Source organism: Microbacterium phyllosphaerae (genome assembly GCF_050628115.1).
Taxonomy (GTDB): domain Bacteria; phylum Actinomycetota; class Actinomycetes; order Actinomycetales; family Microbacteriaceae; genus Microbacterium; species Microbacterium phyllosphaerae_A.
Genome location: NZ_CP192502.1, coordinates 3,052,615 through 3,065,921, shown reverse-complemented (window position 1 = coordinate 3,065,921; position 13,307 = coordinate 3,052,615). Strand labels below are relative to the sequence as shown.

Annotated in this window: 11 protein-coding genes; all 11 read right to left on the bottom strand. The window is 68.3% G+C overall.

Annotated elements, in window-relative coordinates; all coding sequences use genetic code 11:
* Positions 1–16 precede the first annotated feature (16 nt).
* Entirely contained in the window at positions 17–3,316 is a 3,300-nt protein-coding gene (locus tag ACQ4LY_RS14675) for an SNF2-related protein (RefSeq protein WP_431072635.1), read from the bottom strand.
* A gap of 56 nt (positions 3,317–3,372) precedes the next feature.
* Positions 3,373–3,783 carry a transcription antitermination factor NusB gene (gene nusB, locus ACQ4LY_RS14670; RefSeq protein ID WP_311245143.1) on the bottom strand — a complete coding sequence of 137 codons (411 nt, stop codon included), beginning with the start codon at positions 3,781–3,783 and terminating at the stop codon, positions 3,373–3,375.
* A 3-nt stretch (positions 3,784–3,786) separates the two neighbouring features.
* Positions 3,787–4,347, bottom strand: a complete 561-nt coding sequence (gene efp, locus ACQ4LY_RS14665) for an elongation factor P (protein ID WP_056307658.1) — start codon at positions 4,345–4,347, stop codon at positions 3,787–3,789.
* A gap of 73 nt (positions 4,348–4,420) precedes the next feature.
* Positions 4,421–4,858, bottom strand: coding sequence for a type II 3-dehydroquinate dehydratase (aroQ, locus tag ACQ4LY_RS14660; RefSeq protein WP_431072633.1), 438 nt, complete (start codon positions 4,856–4,858; stop codon positions 4,421–4,423).
* Positions 4,855–5,943 carry a 3-dehydroquinate synthase gene (gene aroB / locus ACQ4LY_RS14655; RefSeq protein WP_431072631.1) on the bottom strand — a complete coding sequence of 363 codons (1,089 nt, stop codon included), beginning with the start codon at positions 5,941–5,943 and terminating at the stop codon, positions 4,855–4,857. Before aroB ends, aroQ begins: the two co-directional genes overlap by 4 nt.
* Positions 5,940–6,458, bottom strand: coding sequence for a shikimate kinase (locus ACQ4LY_RS14650; protein WP_431072629.1), 519 nt, complete (start codon positions 6,456–6,458; stop codon positions 5,940–5,942). Before ACQ4LY_RS14650 ends, aroB begins: the two co-directional genes overlap by 4 nt.
* Positions 6,442–7,671, bottom strand: a complete 1,230-nt coding sequence (gene aroC / locus ACQ4LY_RS14645; RefSeq protein ID WP_431072627.1) for a chorismate synthase — start codon at positions 7,669–7,671, stop codon at positions 6,442–6,444. Before aroC ends, ACQ4LY_RS14650 begins: the two co-directional genes overlap by 17 nt.
* Before the next feature lie 53 nt (positions 7,672–7,724).
* Positions 7,725–8,537 carry a shikimate dehydrogenase gene (locus tag ACQ4LY_RS14640; RefSeq protein ID WP_431072625.1) on the bottom strand — a complete coding sequence of 271 codons (813 nt, stop codon included), beginning with the start codon at positions 8,535–8,537 and terminating at the stop codon, positions 7,725–7,727.
* A complete protein-coding gene (mltG, locus tag ACQ4LY_RS14635) occupies positions 8,534–10,114 on the bottom strand; it encodes an endolytic transglycosylase MltG (protein WP_431072623.1) in 1,581 nt (526 codons plus the stop codon). The genes ACQ4LY_RS14640 and mltG overlap by 4 nt, the downstream gene beginning before the upstream one ends.
* Positions 10,114–10,590, bottom strand: a complete 477-nt coding sequence (gene ruvX / locus ACQ4LY_RS14630; protein WP_431072621.1) for a Holliday junction resolvase RuvX — start codon at positions 10,588–10,590, stop codon at positions 10,114–10,116. The genes mltG and ruvX overlap by 1 nt, the downstream gene beginning before the upstream one ends.
* Entirely contained in the window at positions 10,587–13,247 is a 2,661-nt protein-coding gene (alaS, locus tag ACQ4LY_RS14625; protein WP_431072619.1) for an alanine--tRNA ligase, read from the bottom strand. The genes ruvX and alaS overlap by 4 nt, the downstream gene beginning before the upstream one ends.
* Positions 13,248–13,307: the final 60 nt, after the last annotated feature.

The following is a 13,307-nucleotide window of genomic DNA, read 5'->3' as shown; positions in this document are numbered from 1 at the left end:
ACCGGGCCGGAACAAATCACCGATCCTCGAAGAGACCCTTGATGTCGTCGGCCGTGATGGACTGCGCGAACAGCTCGTCGTCGTCCATGACGGCGGTGAAGAGACGGGCCTTGCGCTGCTGAAGCTGCAGGACCTTCTCCTCGATCGTTCCGGTCGAGATCATCCGGTACACGAACACCTGACTGGTCTGCCCGATCCGATGCGTGCGGTCGATCGCCTGCTCCTCCGCAGCCGGGTTCCACCACGGATCGAGCAGGAAGACGTAGTCGGCCTCCGTGAGCGTCAGACCGAAACCTCCGGCCTTCAGGCTGATCAGGAACACCGGCTGCTCCCCCGCCTTGAACGCGTCGATGACCTGCTCCCGATGCCGCGTCGATCCGTCGAGATGCGCGTACGGGATGCCTGCCGCCTCGAGGCGTGCGGCCGCGAGATCGAGGAAGGAGGTGAACTGGCTGAAGACGAGCGCCCGGTGACCCTCTGCCTGCAGCTCGATCACCCTCTCGAGCAGCGTGTCGAGCTTGCTCGATCCGATCTCCGCATCCGCCTCGTCGACCAGACCGGGAGCCAGGCTCAGCATCCTGAGGAGAGTCAGAGAACGGAAGACGATGAACCTGTTGCGGTCGAGATCGTCGAGGAGCCCGAGAACCTTCTGCCGCTCGCGCTGCAGCACCACGTCGTAGAGCGCCCGATGCTCGGGGCTCAGTTCGACCTCGAGCAGCTGCTCCTGCTTCGCCGGCAGATCCGAGGCGACGAGCTCCTTGGTGCGCCGCAGCATGAGGGGCCTGACACGACGACGGAGCTGGGCGAGGCGCCGGGCGCGATAGTCGCCGCCCTCTTCGTTCTCGGGGACCTTGCCCTTCTCGATCGGCTGGATGTAGCGGTCCCGGAACTTTCGTGCAGACGGGAACAGTCCGGGAGCCGCGAGAGACAGCAGCGACCACAGCTCCGACAGGCTGTTCTCCATGGGAGTGCCGGTCACCGCGTAAGTCACGTCGGATCGGAACGTCGCGATGGCCCGGTGCAGACGCGTCTTCGGATTCTTGACGAACTGGGCCTCGTCAAGGATCAGTGCCGCCCACTCGACGGTGCGGAACTCCTCTTCGTCGAGTCGGGCGACCGTGTAGGAGCTCACGACGAGGTCGGCTGTCTCCGCCGCGGTGCGGAGAGCGTCCGCGCGCCTGCCGCTGGTGCTGTCGACGATCGACACCCGCAGCCCAGGAGTGAACCGAGCTGCCTCAGAACGCCACGTGCTCAGCACCGAAGTGGGAGCGAGCACCAGGAACGGACGCGTCTCGCCCTGATCCTTCGCGTGCTGGATGAAGGTCAGCAGCTGCAGCGTCTTGCCGAGACCCATGTCGTCGGCGAGGATGCCGCCCATCCGGTGCCGCCACAGGAACGCGAGCCAGTCGAAACCGGTCTTCTGATAGGGGCGCAGCTCGGCCTGCACGCCCGCGGGCACCGGCGTCTCGGGAACGCCGGTGGCCTGACGGAGCCCCTCGGCCGTGGCACGCCAGTTGACCGCGGGCTCTGCCTCGTCTGCGAGGTCTTCGAACTCCTCCCAGAGATCGGTCTGGTATCGGCTGATCCGCGGCCCGGTCTCCCATTCCTGCAGCTCACCGGCCTCTTCGATCAGGTCGCGCAGGCGATCCAGAGCCGGGTGGTTGAGCGAGAAGTACCCGCCGTCGGCGAGCAGCAGCTTCTTGCGGCCCTTGCTCAGCGCGGTGAACAACGGACCGAACGGGATCCGCCTGCCGTCGATGGTCACGAGGATGCCGAGATCGAACCAGTCCGAGTCCGTCGTCTCGACCGTCGTGACCTTCACTTCTGGGACGCCGGTCAGCTCGCGGTACTCCTTGGGGGCGCCGACCGATTCGACCCTCACGCCCACCGCCTCGAGGGCGGGGACGCCTTCGGCGACGAACGCCGCGGCATCGATGTCGTGGAACGAGCCGGCCGGCCGGAAGTTCGTCGCCCGGAACTCCTGCCAGGCCTCCTCGATCCGTGCTCGCGAGCTGGTCTCCGCGGCGGCGTCGCGCACGGCTGCGTCCGTCCAGGCGAACGGCACCCGACCGAATCGGCCATACGACCATTCGAACGAATAGCTGACGACGTCGCCGCGTTCGTAAGTGATCGTCAGGACGGGCTTCGGATCCGGCACCTCAGGCAGCGAGACGGCGCCGACCGTACGGACCACACCGCGCCTCGCGAGCAGCGGGTAGGCGTCGGAGATGAACGCCTGCTCATCGGAGGCCGGGACGACGATCGCATCGGGAGCGGCGAGCAGCGCGCGGATCTGCTCGCTCAGGGGTGCCTCCGCGAGCACGATCTCGATGCGAGGGCCGATCAGTCCCGCCGAGTAGACGCCGGTGCGGCCGATCGGGTGCACCACGGATGCGGCGACGGGAGCGCCGTCGATCTGAACCTCGGCGGTGACGGACAGCGCACCGTCGTCGACACGTGTGATGCGCGCCGACACCTCCGCCGACGTGGCGAGGCGCACGGATGCGCTCTTCTGGCTCGCGACGAGAGGGATTCCGAGCTCCGCACCCGAGCGGAGCTGGCCCCACAGCAGCGGCGACTCGACCTGATCGAGCACCAGCCAGTCGCCGGCGTTGCCGGAGAGCAGTGAATCGCGGGAGATGCTCAGCAGGTCGCCGAACCAGCGGTTCTGCATGCGGCCGAACTGGGCGGCATCCCGGCGCACGGCATCCCATCCCGCGCCGCCCTGGATCCAGGATCCCGTCTGCGCGCTGCGCATCAGCGGACGGATCGCGAGCAGCAGCTCGCCGGTGGGCCGTGCGAGATCCCGTGCAGTCGCCGCGCGCACCGGGCGTGGACCCCAGTGGTTCTCGGACCTGGACTCCCGATGACGCAACTCGACTCCGAGCGCCAACGGCTGCGGATGCCGTGCGACGGCCGGGTCGAGCAGACTGCGCCACGACGGCGTCGCCGCAGCCGGCACCGGCGCGGGAGCGTCGATCGGCTCTGCTGGCCTCTTCAGCGCTGCGGCCTGCTCCGTGTACTCGTGGACATTCGATGCGAGCAGTGTCGCGACGACGTGCTTGCACCCGCTGCGCACCGGGCACGAGCAGCGCGTCGTGCGGACCCGCCGCGTGCCGTTCGATGACAGGAACACGATCTCGGTCTGGTACTGGGCATCGCCACTGCCGCTGACGTGGCCTTCGAGTTCGAGGAGATCCTCATGCCAGACGACGTCGAGCACATTGCCCGCACGGAAGTAGGCCAGGCCACGCTGATACCCACCCACATCCGTGATCTGCATGAGGTCGCGGAGGTCGACGTGCGGCGCGGGCATGGCCCCATCCTTCCCGCGGCCCCGGACATCGAGGTCGCTGCGGCCTGATGCCTCGCTCAGGCTGCGCGAGAGACGCGTGCGAGCACGCCGTGCACGAACGCACCCGAATCGTCGGTCGAGAACTCCTTGGCGAGCTCGACCGCCTCATCGATGGCGACCGCGGTGGGCACCGCGTCGTTGAACAGGATCTCCCAGACGCCGATGCGCAGCAGAGCGCGATCGACAGCAGGCATCCGCTCGATCTTCCAGTCGCGGCTGTGCGTGGTGATCTGCTCGTCGATCTCGTCACGGTGGTCGATGATGCCGTCGACGACCTCGCGGGCGTACAGCCAGGAGGCCTCACGGGCAGGCTCGCTCGCCGCGCGCTGGGCCTCGGCGGCCAACGTCACCGCGACCTCGTCGCCACGGACGTCGGCCGAGAACAGGATGTCGAGTGCGCGCTTGCGCGCCTTCGTGCGGGCGCTCACGCCTTACTTCTCGCGACCGAGGTAGTCGCCCGTGCGCGTGTCGACCTTGACCTTGGTGTTGGTCTCGACGAACAGCGGAACCTGGATCTCATACCCGGTCTCGAGGGTCGCCGGCTTCGTGCCCGCCGACGAACGGTCGCCCTGCAGACCCGGCTCGGTGTACGTGATCTCGAGGATCACGGATGCCGGCAGGTCGATGTAGAGCGGGTTGCCGTTGTTGAGCGCGATCGTGACCTGCTGGTTCTCGAGCAGGAAGTTCTTCGCGTCGCCGACCGTCGCCGCGCTCACGGTGATCTGGTCGAAGTCGGTCTGGTCCATGAACACGTAGCCGTCACCGTCGGTGTACAGGTAGGTGTAATCGCGACGGTCGACGTTCTCGATCTCGATCTTCGCCCCGGCGTTGAACGTCTTGTCGACGACCTTGCCGCTCATCACGTTCTTGAGCTTGGTGCGGACGAACGCGCCGCCCTTGCCCGGCTTGACGTGCTGGAACTCGACGACGCTCCAGAGCTGCCGCTCGATGCTGAGGACGACGCCGTTCTTGATGTCTGCGGTAGATGCCATGCGCTGGACTTTCCGTTTCTAGAGTCTGGGGGCCGTTCACGTCCCGGTGGACTGGGTGGGCCGACAGTCGATTCTACGGGATGAGCGCTGCGAGCTGCCGCACAGCGCTCGCATACCCGTCGACGCCCTCTCCGATCACACGGACGGCGGCGACGTCGTGGAGGTAGGAATGGTGCCGGAACTCCTCGCGGGCGTACACGTCGGAGATGTGCACTTCGGCGAAGGGCATCGCGACTCCGGTGAGTGCGTCCCGGAGCGACACGGAGGTATGGGTGAGGCCTCCCGGGTTGATGATGATCGCCGTGCAGTCCTCCCGGGCGGCGTGGATCGCGTCGATCAGCACACCCTCGTGGTTGCTCTGGATGACGCGCACCTCGAAGCCCACCGCGGCGGCGGCCTCGGTGGTCAGGCGCTCCACGTCCGCGAGCGTCGCCGTGCCGTAGACCTCGGGTTCACGGCTGCCGAGCAGGTTGAGGTTCGGACCGTTGACGAGGAGGATGCGGCGGGTCATTCGCCGATCTCCTGGTATGCGGCGAACAGCAGAGATTCATCGGGAGCCTGCAGGACAGTGGGCTTCGCGATGTCGTCGAGCAGGATGAACCGCAGCATGCCGCCGCGGCTCTTCTTGTCTCGCTGCATCGTGGCCAGCAGCTGCGGCCATGCACCGGCGCGGTAACCGGTCGGAAGACCGAGCGACTCGAGGATCGTGCGGTGGCGCTCGGCGGTGTCGTCCGAGAGTCGTCCGGCGAGTCGTGACAGCTCCGCGGCGTACAGCATCCCGATCGAGACGGCCGCGCCGTGGCGCCAGCGGTAGCGCTCGGCATGCTCGATCGCATGACCCAGGGTGTGACCGTAGTTGAGGATCTCGCGCTGCCCCGCCTCGCGGAAGTCATCCGAGACGACCTTCGCCTTCATGTCGATCGCGAGTTCGACCGCGCGCCGGAACTCGGGGGTCGTGGTGTCGACGGCCCGAGCGGGGTCGGCTTCGATGATGTCGAGGATCTCGGGCGCCCAGATGAAACCGGCCTTCGCGACCTCGGCGAACCCGGCCGTGGCCTCGTTCGGGCTGAGGCTCGAGAGCTCGTCGAGGTCTCCGATCACCGCGCGCGGAGCCCAGAACGCGCCGACGAGGTTCTTGCCCTCTGCGGTGTTGATCCCCGTCTTCCCACCGACCGATGCGTCGACCAGTCCGAGCACGGTCGTCGGCACCTGGACGACCTGCACGCCGCGCAGCCAGGTCGCCGCGACGAAGCCGGCGAGGTCGGTGACCGCGCCTCCGCCGTAGCCCACGACGGCATCCGTACGGGTGAAGTCGGCCTGCCCCATGACCTGCCAGCAGAACGCCGCGACCTCGATGCGCTTGCCCTGCTCGGCATCCGGCACCTCGGCCAGAAGCACCTCGCGAGGTCCGTTCTCGACGTCCGCGAGCAGCCGATCGCGCAGCTCCGCGGCACGGGCCGCGAGCGTCGGAGGGTGCACGACGAGGATCTTGCGCACGGCCGGATCCAGGGCTGCGGAGACCTGGTCGAGGATCCCCCGTCCGATGGTGATGTCGTAGGGGGTCTCCCCCGTCACGCTGATGGTGGTGGTGCTCATGCTCGTTCTCTCCTCCATGCCACGATGTCGTCGGCGATGCGCTGCATGGGGCGGCGCGATGTGTCGAACGTCACGGACGCCACCTCGTCGTACCAGCCTCGACGTTCTTCGAAGATCTGCGTCCAGCGCCCGACCGGATCGTCACCCGCGAGCAGCGGACGGCCGCCCGCATTGATGCGGTGCACGACGACTTCCGGCGACACGGTCAGGAAGACGACCGGATGCTCGCGCAGCAGCGCCCGCGTTCCGGCATCCGTCACCGCACCGCCGCCGAGCGAGATCACGCCTCCCGCACTCAATGCGACGGCGACCTCCGCCCGTTCGAGCGATCGGAAGTGCGCCTCGCCGTGCTCGGCGAAGATCCCGGGGATCGGGCCGTGGGCGGCGACGACGCGCTTGTCGGTGTCGATGAACGGCACACCGAGCTTCTTGGCGACGCGGCGACCGACGCTGGTCTTGCCCGCCGCCATCGGACCGACGAGCACCAGCGTCAGCTGCTCAGCCTCGCTCGTCATGCGCGATGAGCGCCGCCTCGGACGCCGGGGTCGTCTGCAGTTCGGCCGGGATGCCGGCCAGGTACCCGTCGAGGTTGCGGCGCGTCTCGCGGATGCTGTCGCCTCCGAACTTCTCGAGCACCGCGTTCGCCAGCTCGACGGCGACCATGGCTTCGGCCACGACGCCGGCGGCGGGCACAGCGCAGACGTCCGAGCGCTGGTGGTGGGCCGTGGCATCCTCGCCGGAGGCGATGTCGATCGTGCGGAGGGCGTGCGGCACGGTCGCGATGGGCTTCATGCCCGCACGGACGCGCAGGACGGTGCCGGTCGACATGCCGCCTTCGGTGCCTCCCGCACGGTCCGAGCCGCGCGAGATGCCGTCGGCCGTGGCGAACAGCTCGTCGTGAGCGGCGGAACCGCGACGACGGGTCGTCTCGAAGCCGTCGCCGACTTCGACGCCCTTGATCGCCTGGATGCTCATGAGCGCCTGCGCGAGACGCGCGTCGAGACGGCGGTCCCAGTGCACGTGCGAGCCCAGCCCGGGCGGCAGGCCGTAGGCGAGGACCTCGACGATGCCGCCGAGGGTGTCGCCGTCCTTCTTGGCGTCGTCGACTTCGGCGACCATGAGTGCGGACGTCGCCGGATCGAAGCAGCGCAGCGGGTCGGCGTCGAGCGTCTCGACGTCATCGGGCGTGGGGAGCGCAGAACCTGCCGGCACCTGCACGGGACCGATCGACAGCGTGTGACTCACGAGACGGATGCCGAGCTCGCCCAGGAACGATCGCGCGATCGCACCGAGTGCGACACGCGCGGCGGTCTCGCGCGCGCTGGCGCGCTCGAGGATCGGCCGAGCCTCGTCGAAGTCGTACTTCTGCATGCCCACGAGGTCGGCATGGCCGGGGCGCGGTCGGGTGAGCGGCGCGCTCCGACCCCTCGACTTGTCGGTGATCTCGGTGGGTTCGGGGTTCATGACCTCGATCCACTTCGGCCACTCGGTGTTCCCGATGCGCAGGGCGATCGGGCTGCCGAGCGTCTTGCCGTGGCGGACGCCGCCGGAGATGGTGAGCTCGTCCTGCTCGAACTTCATGCGCGAGCCGCGGCCGTAGCCGAGCTTGCGACGTGCGAGATCGGCCTGGATCGCCTCGGAGGACACGGGGACGCCCGAGGGCAGACCCTCCATGACGGCAATGAGTTCTGGGCCGTGCGATTCGCCGGCCGTGAGCACGCGGAGCATTGCTCTAGTCTCCCACGCGTTTCGCCCCGACTCGTTCCGCATGTCGTCGGCGGTTACAGAACCGCTCTCATGGCGGAGACCACGGCGTCTTCGCCGGGCAGCGCGACGGTCGGATCTCCGTGCACGAAGATCCGGATCTGCCGCACGGCCTGCCACAGCAGCATCCCCTCGCCGGAGATCGCCTCGCCGCCGGTCCAGGCGGTGGCGAGTGCGGATGGCCACGGCGCGTATGCGACGTCGAACAGCGCTCCCCCGCCCTCTCCGAGACGCGCGGCCGTCCCATGGTCGAGGGCCGAGCCGCTCGGAAGGGTCGCCACGGTGAGATCGACCTGGTCGGCGTCCGCGTCGAACGCGTCAGCGGTCACATCCACTCCGAGTCGCTCGCCGAGTGCGACGAGTGTCGCAGCACGCTCGGGACGACGCGCGCGCACCTCGATCGACCGGGCGCCGAGTTCGACGCAGGCGACGACTGCGGATGCCGCGGTCGCACCGGCACCGAGGACACGGATCCGATCCACGTCGACGAGGCCGTGCTCGCCGAGGGCGTCGATGATCCCGCCGACATCGGTGTTGAAGCCCTGGACGACATCCGTCAGGAGCAGTGTGTTGACGGCGCCGGTGAGCTCGGCGTGCGTGTCCCGAATGGTCGCCGCCCGATGGGCCTGCTCCTTCAGCGGCATCGTCAGCGAGAGACCGAGCCAGGAGTCGTCGAGGGACGCGAGGGCGCCGCCGAAACCGTCCTCGTCGACCTGCCGTCGTGTGTACTCCCAGTCGAGGCCGAGCACGCCGTACGCGGCCGCATGCAGCCGCGGCGACTTCGAGTGTGCGATCGGGTCGCCCCACACCGCGAGATGCCGAGGCGTCATCCGGCCGAGCATCCCCCGTCGGGGTTCTCCTGGCACCACTTCTCCCACTTCTCGACGCCCTGGAGGTGCTCCTCGTACGTCACCGAAAACTGGGTCTCGCCCGTGGCGAGGTTGATGGTGACGAAGTACAGCCACGGACCGTCAGCCGGGTGCATCGCCGCATCGATCGCGGCGTCGCTCGGGCTGGCGATCGGCGTGATCGGCAAACCCGTGTGCACGTAGGTGTTCCAGTCGTTAGGATCCTCGAGCGCCTCTGCCGAACTCGAGACGACGCCCTCGTGCAGCGAGCCGTAGCCGTACTGCGCGGTCGAGTCCATCTGCAGCTTCATGTCGATGTCCAGGCGATTCTGGATCACCCGCGAGACCTTCGGGAAGTCCGCCGTGAGGCCCTCGCGCTGGATGATCGACGCGATGGTCAGCACACGCTGCGCGTCTTCGGCGGGGACGCCCGCGGCATCCAGCGACTCCTTGGTGCGATCGACCATGCGCTGGATCACCTGCGTCGCTGTGACGCCGGGATCGAACGTGTAGACCGCAGGAAACAGCCACCCCTCGAGGTTCTGCGCGGTCACTCCGTAGGTCGCCGGGTCGGCGTCGACCGCGGCCTGGAGGTCTTCGATCGGCATCCCGAGCGACTCCGCCATACCGGGAAGCGACGACTCGATCGTCGCGCCCTCTCCGACGCTCGCCGAGTTCTCGAGCTTGTTCGCCGGGTCCTGAAGGGCCTCGAGCGCGGCCTCGGCCGTCATCTTCTCCTGAAGCCGGTAGATGCCAGGGTAGAACGTGACGGCGATGTTCTCCTTGACGAGGTAGTCGTAGAAGACCTCGTCGGTGCGGGTCACACCCGCTTCGTACAGCGCGGTCGACACGGGTGAACCGGTGTCGCCTTCCTGGACGGTGACGAGCACCTCGCCGGAGGCGATACCGGGCTCCCAGTCGGCCGGCTCACCCCACCCGAGGGCGTCGCTGATCTTGTCGCCGTACGTGTTCCAGGCCCAGAAGCCGGTGCCGACGATCCCGCCGATCACGGCGAGCACGATGATGAGCGCGACGAGGCATCCGGTGCGGCGCTTCTTTTTCTTCGGAGAGCGGCTGCCGGAATCCTCATCGGTGTGCGCGTGGAAGAGATCCTCGAGCCGTCCGCCGGAACCCGTAGCACCTGCGGCAGCTCCGGTCGCAGGAACGCCTGCTTGTGCGCCTGTGGGCACGGGCGCGTCGACGTGATCTGCGTCGGAGGCGTGCACACCCATGCGAGCTGTCGAGTCCTGGTCGCCGCGGCGCGTCACCGAGTCGGCGGCGTGCGCGTCCGACTGCGGCGCGGGACCGGTCACGGGAAGTGCGCGAGTCGCCGCTTCGGCGTCCGAGCGAGGTTCCTGCGATTCGGACGCAGGTGCAGCCCCCTCGCCACCGGGCGTCTGCGCCGCGGCGGCCTCGCGGGCGGCTCGGCGCGAACCGGGAGCCGGCGGCGTGTTGTCGACCGTCGGGCTCTGCCGCGACGGATCGGGAAGGTTCCCGAACAGGTCGCCGAGGCGGGCGTCCGGATCGTGCTGAGGTGAAGAACTCTCACGTTCGGGCATTAGCGTGGGGACTCCTCATCGAGCGGAATCGTGTCACCGGGCGGGTTTCCGGTGCTCTTCTCCGTGTCGATCGCCTGCTGCAGCAGGATCACTGCGGCGATCTGATCCACAATGCTACGAGAATTCTTCTGAGATCTGCCCGAAGAACGCAATGCGGCGTGTGCGGTGACCGTGCTCAGACGCTCGTCCACGAGACGGACGAGCGTCCCGGTGCGCGACTGCAGCGCCGCCGCGAACCCCCGCGCATCGGTCGTCGAAGCCGTATCGGCACCCTGCAGATTGACCGGAAGCCCGACCACGAACTCGAGCAGGTCGAAGTCCTGCGCGATCTCCGCGATCCGGTCGATCGCCGAGTCGTTGCGCTGCACGGTCTCCACCGGCACAGCGAGCATGCCGTCGGGGTCGCAGCGAGCGACCCCGACACGTGCACGTCCGACGTCGATACCGAGCCGCACGCCGCGGCGGAACCCGCTCACGCTGACTGCAGCTCCTGAGACACGGCCTCGAGAGCAGCCGGAAGCGCCGCCGCATCCGTGCCGCCGCCCTGGGCGACGTCGTCACGTCCGCCGCCGCCGCCGCCGAGCACGGAAGCCGCGCGCTTCGCCAGCGCACCCGCCTTCGCACCTGCCACGCGGGCGGCGTCGTTCGTCGCGACCACCACCACAGGACGACCGTTCACCACGGCGCCGAGAGCGACGACCGCAGCGTCCGATCCGAGGCGATCGCGCACTCCGAGCACCAGTTCACGTACGTCGTCGGCCGAGGCGACCTCACCGAGAGACTGTGCGGCGACCCGGAAGCCTCCGACACGTCCCGCGGACTCCGCGATGGCCGGGACCTGACCTGCGCGCTCCTTGGACTCGAACTGCGCGATGCGCTTCTCTGCCGCCTTCAGGCTCGCGGAGAGATCGGCGATGCGTTCGGCGAGCTGGTCGCGCGGGGTCTTGAGCGAGCTGGTCAGCTGCGAGACGAGAGCGCGCTCGGCGGCCAGCTCGCGGAACGCGTCCTGGCCGACAAGGGCCTCGATGCGACGGTTCGACGCTCCGACCGAAGACTCGCCGACGACGCTGACGAGACCGATCTCGGCGCTCGAACTCACATGGGTGCCCGCGCAGAGCTCACGCGACCAGGGCCCTCCGATGTCTACCATGCGCACGACGTCGCCGTACTTCTCGCCGAACAGCGCCATGGCGCCCGCCTCCTTCGCCTCGTCGAGGGTCAGGATGCGGGTCGAGACCTCGAGGGCATCGTTGACCGCGCGATTGGTGATCTCCTCGATCTCGGTGCGGGTGTCAGCAGACAGCGCCTGCGACCACGAGAAGTCGAAGCGCATGTAGCCGGCGCGGTTGAGCGAACCCGCCTGTGTGGCGGTCGGGCCCAGCGTGTCGCGCAGCGCGGCGTGCACGAGGTGCGTCGCGGAGTGCGCCTGCCGAGCGGCGCGGCGGTTCGCCGCGTCGACCACGGTGGTGGCGGCGTCATCGACCGCGACGACGCCGCGCGTGACCTCGACGGTGTGGCTGATGAGACCGGGAACCGGGCGCTGCACGTCGAGCACCTCGAGTTCGAATCCGGGTCCGACGATCACGCCCTTGTCGGCCACCTGTCCACCCGACTCCGCGTAGAGCGTCGTCTCGGCGAGCACGACCTCGGCGATCTGGCCCTCGGAGGCGCTGCGAGCCGGCTGGCCGTCGACGAGGATGCCCAGGATGCGCGAGTCGACCTCGAGCTCGGAGTAGCCGTCGAACCCGGTCTCGCCGAGCGCGCGCAGGTCGCGGTAGACCGAGACATCGGCGAGCTGGCGCTTGCGGTTGCGTGCATCGGCCTTGGCACGGGAGCGCTGCTCCTGCATCAGGGCGTCGAATGCCGCGCGGTCGACGTCGAGTCCGGCCTCTTCCGCCACCTCGAGGGTGAGGTCGATCGGGAAGCCGTAGGTGTCGTGCAGCAAAAACGCCTCGGGGCCGCTGAGCGTCGTCGCTCCGCCCTTCTTGGTCTCGTCGAGCGCGAGGTCGAGGATCGTCGACCCGGAAGCGAGGGTGCGCCGGAAGGTCTCCTCCTCGGCGAAGGCCGCGACCGACAGCGTCGACCAATCCTTCTCGAGCTCGGGGTACGCCGACTTCATGGCGTCACGCGAGGTGGCGAAGAGCTCGGGGAAGACCGGCTCGTCGACGCCGAGCAGACGCATCGAGCGCACCGTGCGGCGCATCAGGCGTCGGAGGATGTATCCGCGACCCTCGTTTGACGGCCGGACTCCGTCGGAGAGCAGCATCAACGACGAGCGGACGTGGTCGGCGACGACGCGGAAGCGGACGTCGTCTTCGTGCACGGCGCCGTAGCGGCGACCGGAGAGTTCGACGGCCCGATCGAGAACCGGGCGCACCTGATCGGTCTCGTACATGTTCTCGACGCCCTGCTTGAGGAACGCGACGCGCTCGAGTCCCATGCCGGTGTCGATGTTCTTCTGGGGCAGCTCCCCCACGATGTCGAACTCCGTCTTGCCACGGATGTTCTCGATGAAGTCCTGCATGAACACGAGGTTCCAGATCTCCAGGAACCGCGAGTCGTCGGCCGCAGGGCCGCCGTCCTTGCCGTAGGCGGGACCGCGGTCGAAGAAGATCTCGGAGTCCGGGCCGCCGGGGCCGGGCTGGCCGGTGTTCCAGTAGTTGTCGGCCCGCCCGAGGCGCTGGATGCGCTCGGGCTTCAGGCCGATGATGTCGCGCCAGATGGATTCGGCCTCGTCATCCGTCTCGTAGACGGTGACCCAGAGGTCCTTCTCATCGAATCCCATGCCGCCGTCGGCCTCTGAGGTGGTCAGCAGCTCCCACGCGTAGCGGATCGCGCCCTCTTTGAAGTAGTCGCCGAACGACCAGTTGCCCATCATCTGGAAGAAGGTGCCGTGACGCGCGGTCTTGCCGACCTCTTCGATGTCGTTGGTGCGGATGCACTTCTGCAGATCCGCGATGCGCGGATGCGGTGCGGGAACGACGCCCGTGAGGTACGGGATCATCGGCACCATTCCGGCGACCGTGAACAGCAGGGACGGGTCGTCGCTGACCAGAGAGGCCGAGGGGACGATGAAGTGGTCGTTCTTCTCGAAGTAATCGAGGTAGCGCTGCGCGATCTCCGCAGTTTTCATAGGGGTGCCAGGTGTCCTTGCGTGCTGAGTGTGAACGAGACGACGTGACCGCGTGCGATG